Origin of the sequence: Bacillus pacificus, from assembly GCF_020861345.1 — a bacterium.
GTDB classification, from domain to species: domain Bacteria; phylum Bacillota; class Bacilli; order Bacillales; family Bacillaceae_G; genus Bacillus_A; species Bacillus_A pacificus.
Genome location: NZ_CP086329.1, coordinates 69771 through 84353, shown reverse-complemented (window position 1 = coordinate 84353; position 14583 = coordinate 69771). Strand labels below are relative to the sequence as shown.

Annotated in this window: 12 protein-coding genes and 1 pseudogene; 7 read left to right on the top strand and 6 right to left on the bottom strand. The window is 32.7% G+C overall.

Annotation, left to right across the window (positions count from 1 at the left end):
* Positions 1-2: 2 nt before the first annotated feature.
* The 4 genes from LMD38_RS27455 to LMD38_RS27440 all read right to left on the bottom strand — a co-directional run bounded on the left by LMD38_RS27455 (position 3) and on the right by LMD38_RS27440 (position 3969).
* Positions 3-470 carry a hypothetical protein gene (locus tag LMD38_RS27455; protein ID WP_076867960.1) on the bottom strand — a complete coding sequence of 156 codons (468 nt, stop codon included), beginning with the start codon at positions 468-470 and terminating at the stop codon, positions 3-5.
* A 106-nt stretch (positions 471-576) separates the two neighbouring features.
* Positions 577-1863, bottom strand: coding sequence for a replication-relaxation family protein (locus LMD38_RS27450; protein ID WP_000843502.1), 1287 nt, complete (start codon positions 1861-1863; stop codon positions 577-579).
* Between the two features lie 436 nt (positions 1864-2299).
* Positions 2300-3607, bottom strand: a complete 1308-nt coding sequence (repX, locus tag LMD38_RS27445) for a plasmid replication protein RepX (RefSeq protein WP_000918300.1) — start codon at positions 3605-3607, stop codon at positions 2300-2302.
* A gap of 26 nt (positions 3608-3633) precedes the next feature.
* Positions 3634-3969, bottom strand: a complete 336-nt coding sequence (locus LMD38_RS27440; protein WP_000098927.1) for a hypothetical protein — start codon at positions 3967-3969, stop codon at positions 3634-3636.
* Positions 3970-4555: 586 nt separating this feature from the next.
* Here LMD38_RS27440 and LMD38_RS27435 point away from each other — a divergent pair.
* Positions 4556-5161: a MerR family transcriptional regulator gene (locus LMD38_RS27435; RefSeq protein WP_000564668.1), complete on the top strand. Its 606-nt coding sequence runs from the start codon at positions 4556-4558 to the stop codon at positions 5159-5161.
* 330 nt (positions 5162-5491) lie between these two features.
* On the opposite strand, the gene LMD38_RS27430 is transcribed toward LMD38_RS27435, so the two are convergent.
* Both LMD38_RS27430 and LMD38_RS27425 read right to left on the bottom strand, forming a co-directional pair.
* Positions 5492-6604, bottom strand: a complete 1113-nt coding sequence (locus LMD38_RS27430) for an RNA-guided endonuclease TnpB family protein (protein WP_000166221.1) — start codon at positions 6602-6604, stop codon at positions 5492-5494.
* A gap of 11 nt (positions 6605-6615) precedes the next feature.
* Positions 6616-6729, bottom strand: a pseudogene (locus tag LMD38_RS27425) (transposase); the annotation flags it as partial.
* A gap of 900 nt (positions 6730-7629) precedes the next feature.
* Here LMD38_RS27425 and LMD38_RS27420 point away from each other — a divergent pair.
* From LMD38_RS27420 to LMD38_RS27395, 6 genes are all read left to right on the top strand, one after another.
* A complete protein-coding gene (locus LMD38_RS27420) occupies positions 7630-8766 on the top strand; it encodes a hypothetical protein (protein ID WP_000557427.1) in 1137 nt (378 codons plus the stop codon).
* A 711-nt stretch (positions 8767-9477) separates the two neighbouring features.
* Positions 9478-10431 (top strand): hypothetical protein, encoded by a 954-nt coding sequence (locus LMD38_RS27415; RefSeq protein ID WP_001002932.1) that lies wholly within the window; start codon positions 9478-9480, stop codon positions 10429-10431.
* 19 nt (positions 10432-10450) lie between these two features.
* The gene (locus tag LMD38_RS27410; RefSeq protein ID WP_000239317.1) at positions 10451-11920 is read left to right on the top strand and encodes a hypothetical protein; all 1470 of its coding nucleotides are present in this window, start codon (positions 10451-10453) and stop codon (positions 11918-11920) included.
* A 16-nt stretch (positions 11921-11936) separates the two neighbouring features.
* On the top strand, positions 11937-12386 hold the full coding sequence (locus LMD38_RS27405; RefSeq protein WP_001168866.1) for a hypothetical protein: 450 nt from the start codon (positions 11937-11939) through the stop codon (positions 12384-12386).
* Positions 12387-12411: 25 nt separating this feature from the next.
* Positions 12412-12807 (top strand): DUF4320 family protein, encoded by a 396-nt coding sequence (locus tag LMD38_RS27400; protein ID WP_001181745.1) that lies wholly within the window; start codon positions 12412-12414, stop codon positions 12805-12807.
* A gap of 243 nt (positions 12808-13050) precedes the next feature.
* A complete protein-coding gene (locus LMD38_RS27395) occupies positions 13051-14520 on the top strand; it encodes an S-layer homology domain-containing protein (protein WP_228920444.1) in 1470 nt (489 codons plus the stop codon).
* The last annotated feature ends 63 nt before the right edge of the window (positions 14521-14583 follow it).

Here is a 14583-nt window from a genome sequence, read left to right as displayed (position 1 = left end):
TCTTACAGATATAGTTGAGCTTTATGTTTAAACTGGAATCGATTATTGAATTCTGGTTGGAATAGTTCCTTTGATTTTTCGAGAAAGAATTTTGCTGCATCTTCAGTTTGTTTTAAATATAAATCAATACTCTCTCTTTCACAGAGTTGATTGTATTCTTCTTGAGAAAGTACCGCGATATTTACCTCGATTTTTTTATCCGTTGCTGTTTCAATTATGACATCGTACCAATAGAAATTTGGTTTCCCTGGAATTTGGATATCTTGTAGAGAAACACTAAACGTTGCTCCCTCTTCTGTAATATGATTAAGGACTAGTTCCGGGTTTTTAAATGCTTCTCTAGCAGAGAGCACTCCCCCAGTAGTAGTTGCATATTGTAAATCCATTTTGATTTTCCACCTTTCTCCATATAAAAAAAGGCAAGCGACACCCACTGTAAAAACAGCGTGTGTCGCTTGCCTTGATTTCATATGTTCTGATTTGATTGTAGTTTTTGTGTTTAGTTCAAACGTAATTCTATCACCTTAAATAATAAAAATCAATAAAATTGTATAAAAGTATATAAAAAATTAGCGATTAATATAATTCAACAAGTTTGCGTCTTTTCGGATGTACGTTATTTGCAGTACGTGCCATGATCTGTTCATCCGCTTCGATAGTAACGTCTTCATTTTGGAGGGATAGCAGTAATACGTTGTCATAAGTGTCCATTAAAAGTATATCTCTAGCCTTTTTGCGCTTTGGATAAATCACAACAAGTGGCACTCCTTCATCACCTTCTCTTCTTGAAAACACAACATCGTCTACTCTAGCAATCATTCGGTAATCATTTTCATTCCCAAAAATAAAGAAGAAATCTTGCATTGCATCTTTATCTCTCTTATAAGTTCGTCTAAGACCACCATCTATTTTCTCTTTAAATGTTTGAACTGTTTCAACAAATGCATAGCGCCAATCGGCATCTCCTACTGTACGTTGAGATAAGGGTAAGAGAATATCTTGTTCAAAGTTTTGATTATCATCTATTCCTAGAAGAATATCTGAAATAACATCTCCAGCTTCTTTCAAAGAGCAGATGTGTATATTTAGGTTTGGTAGATTCATTAAATGTTCATGATATTCTCGCATAGAAAATAAGAGATTCTTCATACGTACGTATGGAGGTTCTGCATCTTCTGCAAGGAACATCGACTTGTCATACATAACAAAAACAACAGTTATATTTTTAGTGTTTTTTTGTGCATATTCAATATACTTCCCCACCTTTTCAACTAAGGTAGCATTGGTTTCTTTGCACATATCCATTTCAATGTAAATATTTTTGTCTTTATATGAAATGTGTTCATCAGGAATTAGAAGTAACCCTGCATCTTCAATTTCTGTTTTCTTTTGTTTTTGATGATATGAGCGAATATCTAACTCGCATAATATTTTATTCGTATTGGTCTTTTTCGACACTTCCAAAAGTGTGCGTACTAATATTTCTCTTGAGCAGAGTGTATGTAGTGAGATTGAAGAAGAATATCTACGTTTTGAAGATCCTGCAGGAATCCTTCCTAATTCTTGAAGGTAATCAACCATTCTATCTTTTAAGGAGAATGTCGCACGTCTGGTTATACTATCATCTCTTTTATCAATTTTTTTAGTCAGGATAGCACCATATTTTGAAAAACGATTAAGTTTCGTAAACACACTATCCTCAGAAAAATCTCTACCCTCAAATGCACTATAAAGCTGTGTAATTTGTCGTGTAGTAAGATGCCTTTTGTAATATAAAAATGTAAATACAAATATATCGGCCTCTTTTAAACGAAAAGATTTCTGTGTACCTTTGCTTGTATATTTATACGTTGTACTTTTCATTATATGCAACTCCATAACTCGAATATATTTTCAATAAATAACAACCATTTCTATATATCTTATTACAGCAAAATTTAGTTGTAAATTATTAAAAGTTTAAGCTGAATTTGCGCTAATCTAGATACTAAAACTCGTACGCTGAAGTTTGGATTACTTCTCTTCCTAAAAATTCGCTAGAAACATTGATTTATATAGTCTTTCGGTTCTTTTAAATTTGTTCGGACGGAAGACATGTTTTAACCGAACATTTTTTTTAAGGTTCAAGTATTGGAATAAAATCGTTAGGACGGCCTAACAATTTATTTAAACAATCACATTATATAAAGACATGTTACACATACAGAAAATATAATAGATTAATCACTTGTGCATTGTAGTTTCTTTTTGCTATTGAAATAGAAAAAGACCGACAAAATTATATTTGTCGGTCTTTTGTTTAGAATGATAATTTCTTCTTTGCTGGTTGTGAATCATCAGCAACTTCTACTTCAGGTTCAGCACCAAAATTCAATTTTTTCTTTTTAGGTTTTTCTTCTTGTACTGAATCATCAAATGCAAAAAGTTTATTTAAAACAGCATTGGATTTCTTAGAATTAGCTTGCTCACGTTCTTCTTTAATTCTCGTAATCTCATCAATAATATCACTTACACGTTTTGGCAGTGGTAGTCCTGCAACAACTGAATAGAATTTTACTATATCCTCTTCTTTTTTTGTTGTATGTTTATTAACATATGGAGCTATAGGACGTTCATCTACATATGGAGTTCTTTCTTTTAAGAAGTTTTCCATTTGGTTAAGGAAAGAGAAGTTATATAATCGACCTGCTCGTAGCGGCGATGTAACGATAGATAGTGCGCTTTTTTTAGCACTTTCTAGCTCTTCTCTTTCTGTATCGTATAAAACACCTTTTTCTAGTGCGTTCCCTAATTGAGTCAAGTAACCTAGCGGGTTTTCAGTATCTAATTGATTTGATTTTAGTTCTAGTTTTGCTAATGATAAAACGCCTGGTGTATTAATTACTTGAGCAAACTCACTCGCATCAAAATGTGTATCTGAAAACGGTGTAAATGATGAAGTAACTAGGTTAATCTCATGTAATGCATCAGCAATATATTTGTTACTATAGCTAGTATATTCGTTTGCTAAAGCACTTGGATTTTCCTCTTCAAATTTTCTATATAGTTTAGCGTTATCTATTAATACAATTGAGCCAAAAGCTTCTTGGTTCATAGCAATACTACGAATGCGTGAAGTTGCGTTTTCTAATACTTTTAAAGCCTCAGCATCACGTGGTAAAGTCAGTAACAATCCAAAATTGTAATCATGTTCATATAGCATTTCAATAGCCTTTAATAGAGCTCCAGTTCCTGTTCCTCCACCTAGACCACACGTAATCCAAATAAAATCACGATCTTCAAATTCCTGTTTTACCGCTTCGAAAATCTTTGTTTCATGCTTTACAAATGCTTCTTCACCAACCTGTGGATTACGAGCTGCACCCTGTTCATATCCTTCTAACTGTATTTTACGGACGTTCCCTGTGTTTTTAATCTCAATTTTATTAAAATCTTGACTATTTGTATTAACAAGAATCGCACGATATGGGTATTTGTTATTTTTAATTTGTGTTTCTTTATTTGCGCACTCTGCTGCGATTGCACATCCACCCATACCTAGTCCTAAGAATCCAAATTTCAAACTAATATTTCCTAGGCTTTCGATTTCTGAAAAATTGCCTGCCATATGTATATCCTCCTCAAATATATATTTTAGTTGTTTTTCTCAACTCGTTTTTCCAGTTCCTTAATTAAAACATTTCCTAGATCTGTTACGTCATAAATTCGAACACGTCCTATTGCTTTGAAAGATATTAACCCTGCTCCTTCAAGTCTTGCAGTCATAATATCTAAAGCATATCGCGATGGAAGTATTTTTTTACCCTCATAATCTTTTTCATTCTCAATTTGATAGTCTTTATGATATTGGTTGATATAATCCCATAACTTTTCTTTGTTCATTGCGCCCTCGGCGTATAGCACACGTAAAGCCCAAATCCCATCATTTAAATTCTCACAAAGTACATCAATAATTTCACTACTACTCATTGATATATTAGACAATAATTTCACACCACCTTTAATAAATAATAAATTTTATCTATATGTACAAAAAGACAAGATAATCATACGGAATTTAATACCGTTATAAAAGCCGTAGATACTTCGGCATATATTTCCGAAGTATCGTATGTACTAACTATAATACATCTACGGATGATAATCAAGAACCTTATTAAATCAATACTTTAAATACTCCCGTAATAATTACCGTAATTAATATTTTAATTGTTACGCATTTATTGCGGTAATAAACGCTGTAATGAATACGTAATGATTATAAAAGATGCATCTTAATAAATGAAAATCCATATAAAATTTATAGTTCGATTCACAGAATTTCGAGGTGGTTTTGTTCATAATCAAGTATTAATCACGCTCACCCGACTAATCACCGCTCGATAACATAGGTACTATTGGTATGCAGCTAAATAAATGAGCAGTGAATGATTGAGTGATCAGGTATAAAAGTTGATGATATTTTATGTAATCTACAAAGGGGTTCTTTTAGTTTCTATAGAATTTTTATATAATGTATTATAGGACAGGCATCATATAGTTAGGTGGTGAGCAAATGATTGATGAACAGTTAAGCGATGGTTATTATCGCGTATCTGAAGTAGCAACCATGCTTGATATTCCTGAAAGTACTCTTCGTAGATGGTTGAATGATTTCGATGAGTACTTGAACATAAAAAAAGAACGCCAACTTAAATATGTTCATGAGGATAGTATTGATACAGTAAAAAAGATTAAACATTATTATTCTGAGTCAAAGAAAAAGCACGAAATTGTTGGGCTTTTAGATATGGATCCGACGGTTATTCGCAATGTTTATGCTGAAGATGTTGACGGTGATGGTGAACCAAAAGAAACTTCATTAGTTAAAGCACAACAGGTCAATCCAGACTTTATAGAAGCTTTGACGGAAAAGATTACTGAGGAAGTTACAGCTAAAGTGACTGAAGAATTAACAAAACAAAATATGGAATTCTTCGCTGCGGTGGCTAAACAAAGTCAGGATAATTTCGATAGAATCAATAAGCGATTAGAGGAACGTGACGAAAAGTTAATGAGTACTATACGATTAATTCAAGAACAAAAAAGTGCTAATGCTCAGCGACAAGAGAATACTGAACAAAAAGGCGGCTTTTTCTCTAAGCTTTTTGGAAGAAAATAAAAAGGCTATCATTTGATAGTCTTTTTATTTTGCTTATTCTTAATATCATTTCAAAAGCTTAGTTCATTGATAATCAATATGATTCATTCACAACTATTGTTTTAAACTTATAATAATCATAGCACTTAGATATATTTTGCTTTGTTATTTTAATATACAAAGAGTTTTCTAATTCTATTTCTTCCAATCTGTGAACTACTCGCCACTTAACGTCCTAATGGACTGTTTGAAGTGGTGGCTTCTCGGTTAGTCGTTACTTTTGATAGCTAACGAATTCGTCCTAAGACAGCCGAGCTAACTCCCTTGTTCCAAGGGTTCTTTTATTGCTATCTATGCTAACACCAATAGGCGTATTGCTTCATTTTTGATATTGATAGCTGCGTTATAATCTCTATCGATATTTACACCGCATATACAAGAATAAACTCGCTCAGACAATGACATATTTTTCACATTTCCACAACTGCTACATGTTTTTGTGGAAGGAAACCATTTGTCTATTTTCACAAGCTGTTTGCCTTGTTCATTTAGTTTATAAGCTAAGAAAGAAGTGAACATACCCCAAGCATTATCAGCGACGCTTTTTCCAAAATGAAGTGCTTGCGATATTCCCTTCATATTTAGATCTTCAATAGCTACAACATCAAAATGAGTAGCTAACTCTTTAGACTTATGATGAAGGAAGTTCTTACGTTGATTCGTTACTTTTTCATGTAACTTAGCTACACGGATACGTTGTTTATTCCAACGAATAGAACCTTTTGTTCTTCTTGATAATACTCGTTGCGCCTTTGCTAATCTGTCTAACATTTCATGATAGAACTTAGGATAATTGGCTCTCTCATCCTCAGAACTGACGTATAATTGATCCATCGCAAAGTCTAATCCAACAACTGATTCTACTTCTTTTTGTAGAATCTCTTTTTCGTATTCAGTCAAAATGGACACATAGTATTTACCAGTAGGTGTCATAGAAATCGTACATGACTTGATTATATGGTCTTGTGGTATTTCTCTATGCTGTTTGATACGTACCATTTTCAGTTTTGGCAATTTGATATGACCGTTAAGCAACATAATATTTCCGTTCACTACATTCGTTGTATAAGACTTTCTGTCTTTTTTGCTTTTGAATGTTGGGAAGTCATTTTGACCACGAAAGAAATTTTTATAGGCAGTTTGCAAGTTTAGTTGAGCATTTGCCAAAGCTAATGAATCCACTTCTTTTAACCACTCAAATTCTGCTTTGTATTTCGCAGGAGTGGGAAGCTTTTGTTTCTTTAGTTGATCCTTATCATCTTTATGTTTTTCATACGCTTCTTTCCGTTCAGCTAACATTCTGTTATACACGAAACGTACACAACCGAAGGTTTTACGCATAAGATGTGCTTGGTCTTCTGTTGGATACAAACGGAATTTATATGCTTTATTCTGCTTTGTCATATCATTTCACCTCACTTTTCACTTTGATTTTCAATATATGTTTTTACTACGTCTATTGATGAACCACCAGTAGTTAGTAAGCAAAAACCTCTTGACCAAAACATCTCTTTCAATAGTTTCATTCTACTTAATTAGTAGTATGAAACTATTTTTATATTAATCATAAAAAAAACAGTTTATTCTTATTCAAAACTTACATCTGCACTCGATCACTCAACCATTCGCTAATCATTTATTCTAAAATAACAATATGATTGACTGGTGATTAATTGACTGATTACAAATCGGCATAATGAAATGGAATCAACCAATCAATCACCGCTCAACTTATATAAGAAAATAACAGTATTAAAACACGAGTGACTGGTGGTTAGTTGGGTGATTCGAGGTGTAGATAATGAAAATGTGCCATTAATGCGCTTTATCGATGATATTTTGTTAATTGAGCGACAATCAGGCAGTTGATCAGAGGCTATTTAAGTTATTCTTGCTTATTGTGAATTGACTTTTGATTGAGCGGCGCTCAACGAGGTGTTTGAGTGGTGGTTATTTATACATAGTCAGTTAGCAAAGATCATGCTTTCGAAAAAATCACCTTGCAACCATGGAAAAAACTATATATGATGTAGTTACTTTAATATTTTTGTATTTTTTTAGATACAAATTCATTAATAATAAAATATTTATATAATAAAAAATAAAATATAATAAAGCAAAAAAAGGTTCATCAGCCCAATGAAATAGCGCCAACTACTTCATTGTGGTACACCGCACAAAATCCCAAAAAGAAATGTAACAACGACTGCGGTAAACAAAGCCAATAAACCTTTTTATTTTGCATGAAATTATAAGATAATTTTACTGTATCTTATGTATTTGTGCAACTTAAAAAGGGGATTTCTTGCGTAATTTTAGGCATTGTTTACCGTTGTTATACAAGTATTACTCTTTTAAGAGAGTAGTATCTTTGTATCCGTGGTATGACAGTGCCTTTTTCTGCTCTTTCGAAAGGAGTTAGCAACATTATGCATACGCAAATGGCTTTTTCCCAACAGAACTTTAAAGTTCATGGGGTTAAATTTTTTAATGGACTATTAAACATCGTAAAACTAGAGAATGAAAGAAAAGAGTTACCATCTTCAGCTTTAGCTACTTATATCTTGCTTCACTTTGAATGCAATGATATAGGAATGCTACCACGTGAATTTCAAATAATGGATCTTGCTAAGAAAAGTGGGATTCCCTACACAACAATTTATACAGGGTTTCAAGTTTGTTTGGAGCGTAGACTCGTAAAAGAAACACCTGTTGGAAATCGTACTGTATATGAAATTGTAGATTATGCGTTGTATAATCACACTACTGCAGAAACTGCAAACATGACAGGTATATCGCTATCGTATTTCCGTATACCATTTCACCTAATTCAAACAACGATAATGAGTAGTCTAGTAAAGGCTCGTGATAATAGAGGGATTATATTCCTTTTAGATTTAATCAATACTTTTTCAAGAAAAGTGGGTATGGAACATTATAAACATAAAATTGAGGAGTTTCAGATTACAAGAAAGATGTCTTCCTTGAAAAAGAGATTAAATCGTAATGCAAAGAAAGTAAGACAATACATAGAAATTATTAACCCCATTGTGCAATTTACTGCAATCGATTCTAAAGAGAAGAAATCTAATGAAACAAGAATTACAAGTGTAAGAAAACAGGTAAAACAAATCATCATTGAGAAGTTCAACGTGGTATTTTCTTCGAACTGCGTAATTGAGAATGATAAAAAAGAATTACATAGACCAGTAGCAAAGTGCAGAAAAGAAGCGGTGTCTCGTTTAAAACACATGGGACAGGCCTTACGAAAAAAAGATAAAGAAAATATAATGACCGCATTTAGACAAGAGATTGTTGATATCGCAATCTATTTACCAACAAAACAAAAACAAAGTGAATTACTAATTTACGCAATGACTTATGCATTAGATCAAGTTGAAAGTTGTATGAAAGAGCAAGAAATATTCTCTATACCAGCATTTATGCGTGTACAGTTTAGAGAGTCCTGGATAGGTTTTAAGGAAAGAAACTTGTCTACAGGGGAAAGGCACGATGCAATGATAAATTATCATAAGAAAAATGGTGTTTATCCGGAATTCATTTAATTTTTTTTAAAAAAATATACGGCAGCCCTTGTTAAAAAATCACTTAAAAGCAAGGGTTATTTGGCATGTTCTTTAATTTGAAGACATGCTTTTTTATTTAGGAAAATATACCTATTAGCATTTTTACGGAAGCATATAATCGATTTACGTTATGTTTGGTTACGATTCAGTATGTTTATAATTCGATTCAATACTTGTGGTTATCTTAGTAATATGATTCTAACCTTGTGAATTCTTAGTAATATGGTATTTAACTTCTTAATTTGTGATTTCTATGATGTAGAGCTTGTATGTATTGGGGATATTACGATAGTGAATTTAGCTTTATATCCAGGAACGTATGTAATACAAGGCTTTAGAGGTATTTGCTGAATCTCTTTATAATTAATAATTGAGTTTAGTTATATATATTTCTTGTTGGTTTTATATAAAATACTTGTGATTATTTATATTTAATTACTTGTATTTTTTTAGATTAAATACATAGAAAAATAGAAAGAAGGAATAAATATAAGTTTACAAGGAGGTAATTAATCTATTGACTTTTAAAATTCATAGAGGTATTCTTATACGTGAACAACAATTAACTAAGAGAAATATACAAATTAATAGATTTAATTTCTAGCTAAACGGACACACCGAAGGCACATAACCTGCCATCGGTGTGTCTTTTTTTGTATAAATAACAATAAAAAGGGAGAATTTGAAGCTATGAATGAAATTGTGAACATGAGTAAAGAACGATTTACAAAGTATTGTGAGGACAATGCAGCATTTGAAGAGGATATTAGTCGTATTATTAATCACTACTTTTTATTACTAGGGAATAAGGCAAATATCTTACAGGAAAGAGAATTTAATAACGAAATTGAAGAAAAAACGTTTAAAAATAATGTGAAACGTTTTGAAACTCTATTCCCTGCAGCTGTTAAGAATGCATTTTTAAAAGGATATCAATTATGCCTTGAGTTTATAAATCATCCTGAAACACAAATTCCTGAGAATCTATATACTGATCCGAATTTTATAAAAGATATTCCTTTTGCCTTAGCAAATGCATCTGAATATGAATTGTATGAAATCATTCGTACAGATGAAACACAGGAATTTAGTGTGTTTGCTATCCGAACATATGAGGGGATCCGTCCATTGTTAGAACAAGTATTTTGTGAAGTTGCATTCACTGGTGCTGAATATGCTTTTGAACATGAGCGATTGGAAAAAGGACTTGAATTAAAGAAAGGTAATAGTACCTCGTTAACCAAAGTTCCTGTAGATCGTCTTTTCGCTATTACGCCTTCTGTTAATGGAGTTGTTGTACATGCGGAAGAACATTGCGAGATTTGGAATTTAAATTGGAATAGCAAAGTAACAATCGATAATCCTTTTGTTGAGCTTGCTGAGGTTACATTTGTTCATCAAACAAAGGATATGATTCAAAAAAATATTGAAGATGGTGTTTTATACTACAGCATTCTTTATCTTGGTACACCTTTACATGAGATACAAGAACGATTAGAAATACGAGTAAAACTAAATTCTGATTTTGGAGCTCCACGTCCAATGGAACAAGTTGAAATTGAGTATATTCTGAATGAGATTATTGGGAAGGTTCATCTTGAGGCACAAATTCCAATTGAAAACATGATTTTAATCCAACGTTAGATTTTGTAGGAGGTTAACTATGGTGAAAAAAATCGTTTTAGCTATTAGCGATACTGTATATACGGCATATTTACGTGAGGATTTTATTGGTGCGGGATTTGAAGTAGCTGATAGTGATGTGATGCATATCAAGTATCTAGATGAAATTCTAGATACAGAACAACCCGATATTCTATGTATTAATGACAAACGATTAAATATTGATGCAGGGCATGAAGAGAAACGTGAGTTGATTATCTTACAGAAATTAAGAGATATTCGTTTTAATCGAGATATTCGTATTGTGGTATTTACAGAGCGTGAAAATGATGATGAATTTTTGGCGAAACTAATTTATCTAGGTATCTATGACATTTTTAACTCTCGTAAAATTGATATTGATAATAAAGTTATCCCGCAGCTACTACAGGAGTCGGATATTAAAAATGTAGCGGAAATTGTAGGAGCAAGCCAGGCACCACAACAAACAAAGTTGCCCGAAGTTCCTGTTGATGAGGAAGATGGCAACAATGAACCTTCCTCTAATTCTAAAAAACTATTTAAAAACAAACAAAAGCGTAAGTCAGTTCCAGATGACACGCCAAAAGCACCTATTATAAAAAAACAATATAAGTTGGCCTTTGAGCCGGTATATGAAAAACAAATAGGTATTGCTATTCCGAGAAGAACAATTGTTGTGGCCAGCATGAACAGAAGAAGTGGTTCAACTTTTGTTTCTCATCTTTTATCTGCTTATTTAAATGAACTACAGATTGATGTGAATTATATAGAAAATCTATATGATGATGGTTATACGTATCCTTTATTAAAGGGATATACAGAAGCACCAGAAAACTATCGTAGTGAATTTATGTTGCAACGGTATAAAGAGATGTTACAGAAGGAATCTGATATATTATCAATTCCAAAATGGAAGCAAGGAAGAGTAAATTATATCGTAAAGAATCCTATAGTGGACCAAGAGCTGAAAAACGAAACAGAGCAGGACTTTGACCATTTTATTAAGGTATTATTGGCTAACCAAGAAGCGCCTATATCTATTATTGATGCGGGGTACGATTGGGATAAAGATTTATACCATGAAATATGCGAAATGGCAGATTATATCTTCTTTGTAGCAGAACCAGATCTGCATCAATTGCTAAAGATAGCACATCCTCTTACACAAAAGGAGAGAAAGCTTGTTTCGTACTTAGCTTTAGAGAAAACGAGGATCATTGGGAATAAGTTTTCTCCTGCACTTTTAAAGCATGAAGTAGTAGAAGAATGTTTTGGAGATAAGTTATTAACTGCTTTAGCACCATATGTGATAGAAGATGTATTTGAATCACAATTAAATAGTAATACATTACTATCTAGTCGGAACTATTATAAAGAGATAGAAGGAATAATGAAGGAAATAGCAGGGTTATTGCTACCAAACCAATTGTTGAATCAAAAGAAAAGTTCTATTTTAAGTGGATTTCGATTCCGAAAGTTTGATAATTAAGGGGGTGTGAAAAGGGATGCAAAAATTTATTATAGGCGCCGCCTCATTATTATTATGTGTTGGCTGTTTATTCTTAATGACGGATATGATTATTGGTGATACAACACACACAGATAATAAGTCTGCATTAGAACGTGCTGGTAGTACAGCAATGGATAAAGCTGTAAAAGTAGGTGTTTTACGAGCGCAAGAAGAAATTGCTATTGAACCAGAAATCGCAAAGAAAGAATTTGAAAAGTCTTATAAACAAAATGCAACATTTAAGGATCCGGCATCAAAACGAGAGTTTTCTGTACACGCTGTACATGAGCAACCTGCAATGATTGCGGTTGAAGGAGAGGCGGAAGCTGCTAGTTATACGAAACAATTTGATGAAAAGAAAGGTAACATTAAGAGTAACGCAAAACACATATTTATTTATGAAGCAGATTCTGACAACAAGAAAGCTGGAGGAAACGTGAAATAAATAAGAAAAAGTAGGTGTGTAAGAAATGCAAAATACAGTAACAACAGCGCTTTTTCTAACGCTTTCTTTATTATTGATAACTCTTATACCAGAAGGTGTATTGTATGGAATGCAGTTAGTAAAGGCACATGATTTTGCTTCTAGTACAGTAGAGTTAGCAGAACAAACAGGTGGTTTTCAGTACACATATGAAGGGAAAAACGTAAATCTAATTCCTGATATAGAGAAGAAAATGAAAGAGCAGAATATGGATGGATGGAAATATGAATATACTAAAGGGCGCGTAGATCATAATCAGCCATTAAATTTTAAGATAAAAGCTGAACATCACTTCTTTATTTTTAAAATGATAGGGATTGATAGTGTGAAAGCACCAATTTGGGCTAATAAAGATGGAATGGGACAAATCTATTTCCGTTGAAAATATCAATATGTATAAAAAGAGGTAAAAACTATACTGAAAAGTGTAGTTTTTTTACTAGAAATAAATATATAAAAATACTTTACAAGCCTATTTTAATATGGTAATATTTTCCATATAGAACAGCGGTTATAAAAAAACGCTAATTAATAAATTTATATGTTAAAGTATCTGGATTTTATATTTAAATTCGGTACAATAAAGGAATCTATAAAAAAACTAATATACTTGGAGGAACAAACAATGGCTAACAAATTTTTAAAAACAGCAACAGCATTAACAATTATGGGTACATCATTACTAGGAGCAGGAGCATTTACTGCTAAGGCTGATAACACAGACTCATTAAAATTCAGTGATGTTCCAGCAAATCACTGGTCTACAAAAGCAATTTATGATTTAACAAATCGTAAAGTAGTACAAGGATACGGAAATAATATCTTTGGTTTTGGTGACAACGTAACTCGTGGGCAAGTTGCTCGTATGATTTATATGTACGTTAAACCAGCAGATGCAGATGCTAGCTTCAAAAATCCATTTACAGATATTAGAGGACACATGTTTGAAAAAGAAATTAGAGCACTTGCTAAAGCAGGTCTAGTAAATGGTTATGGTGAAGGGAAATTCGGTCCAGATAATGTCTTAACTCGTGAACAAATGGCGCAAGTACTTACAAATGCTTTCAAGTTCAAAGCTACTAAGACAACTTCCTTTACTGATATTGATAAAAACTCATGGGCATTAAAAGCAATTAGTGCATTAGAAGAAAATGGCGTTACTATTGGTACAGGAGGTAAAATGTATTCACCATATGCACATGTAACTCGTGAACAATATAGCCAGTTCTTATATAACTCTATTAATGCAGTAGAAAAAGAGACTAAGCCAGAAGTGAAGCCAGATCCAAAACCTGAAACAAAGCCAGAAGAAAAACCAGAAGTGAAACCAGATCCAAAACCTGAAACAAAACCAGAGGAAAAACCAGAAGTAAAGCCAGATCCAAAACCTGAAACAAAACCAGAGGAAAAACCAGAAGTGAAACCAGATCCAAAACCTGAAACAAAACCAGAGGAAAAACCAGAAGTGAAACCAGATCCAAAACCTGAAACAAAACCAGAGGAAAAACCAGAAGTGAAACCAGATCCAAAACCTGAAACAAAACCAGAGGAAAAACCAGAAGTGAAACCAGATCCAAAACCTGAAACAAAACCAGAGGAAAAACCTGAAACTAAGCCAGAGACAAAGCCAGAAGTACCAGCAGGCTTAGATGCTAGTTTAGCAAATGAGAAATTGGTTTATTATCCAGAAGCATTAAAAAACCCAATAGTACAGAAACAAGTATCTAGTGAAGCTCAGAGTATCATCAAAGATATTAATAGTACCTATAGTACAAGCTTAAAATATAAAGAGATTGGTGGTTCTATTGATTTATTAGATAGTAATATGTATCTACCAGAAGGTTCTATTGGAGCACAATTTTCTGTAGTTGGAAGTTCAGGTGATTTTAAAATATATTTCCTAGATAACAACAAAGCGACTGTTGAATTAGCGAAACAATGGACTACTTTACTAAGTGGCTTAAATCTAGATAAGGAAATTCAAGAAACGGTTGATGCACGAAAAATAAACAACTATGAAAAAGGAAACTATAAAATTCGCATTGGACAATCTATGGCTGATCACACAATGTATGTAGACGTTCATTCTAAATAATGATATAATAATTTATAATTATAATAAGATAAACAAATGATATGCGTGAAGGACAAACCTTAC

Excerpts from the sequence above, each read along its gene's own strand:
- LMD38_RS27455 (WP_076867960.1), bottom strand. The coding sequence starts at position 470 with ATGAAATCAAGGCAAGCGACACACGCTGTTTTTACAGTGGGTGTCGCT.
- LMD38_RS27450 (WP_000843502.1), bottom strand. The coding sequence starts at position 1,863 with ATGAAAAGTACAACGTATAAATATACAAGCAAAGGTACACAGAAATCT.
- repX (WP_000918300.1), bottom strand. The coding sequence starts at position 3,607 with ATGGCAGGCAATTTTTCAGAAATCGAAAGCCTAGGAAATATTAGTTTG.
- LMD38_RS27440 (WP_000098927.1), bottom strand. The coding sequence starts at position 3,969 with ATGAGTAGTAGTGAAATTATTGATGTACTTTGTGAGAATTTAAATGAT.
- LMD38_RS27435 (WP_000564668.1), top strand. The coding sequence starts at position 4,556 with ATGATTGATGAACAGTTAAGCGATGGTTATTATCGCGTATCTGAAGTA.
- LMD38_RS27430 (WP_000166221.1), bottom strand. The coding sequence starts at position 6,604 with ATGACAAAGCAGAATAAAGCATATAAATTCCGTTTGTATCCAACAGAA.
- LMD38_RS27420 (WP_000557427.1), top strand. The coding sequence starts at position 7,630 with ATGCATACGCAAATGGCTTTTTCCCAACAGAACTTTAAAGTTCATGGG.
- LMD38_RS27415 (WP_001002932.1), top strand. The coding sequence starts at position 9,478 with ATGAATGAAATTGTGAACATGAGTAAAGAACGATTTACAAAGTATTGT.
- LMD38_RS27410 (WP_000239317.1), top strand. The coding sequence starts at position 10,451 with ATGGTGAAAAAAATCGTTTTAGCTATTAGCGATACTGTATATACGGCA.
- LMD38_RS27405 (WP_001168866.1), top strand. The coding sequence starts at position 11,937 with ATGCAAAAATTTATTATAGGCGCCGCCTCATTATTATTATGTGTTGGC.
- LMD38_RS27400 (WP_001181745.1), top strand. The coding sequence starts at position 12,412 with ATGCAAAATACAGTAACAACAGCGCTTTTTCTAACGCTTTCTTTATTA.
- LMD38_RS27395 (WP_228920444.1), top strand. The coding sequence starts at position 13,051 with ATGGCTAACAAATTTTTAAAAACAGCAACAGCATTAACAATTATGGGT.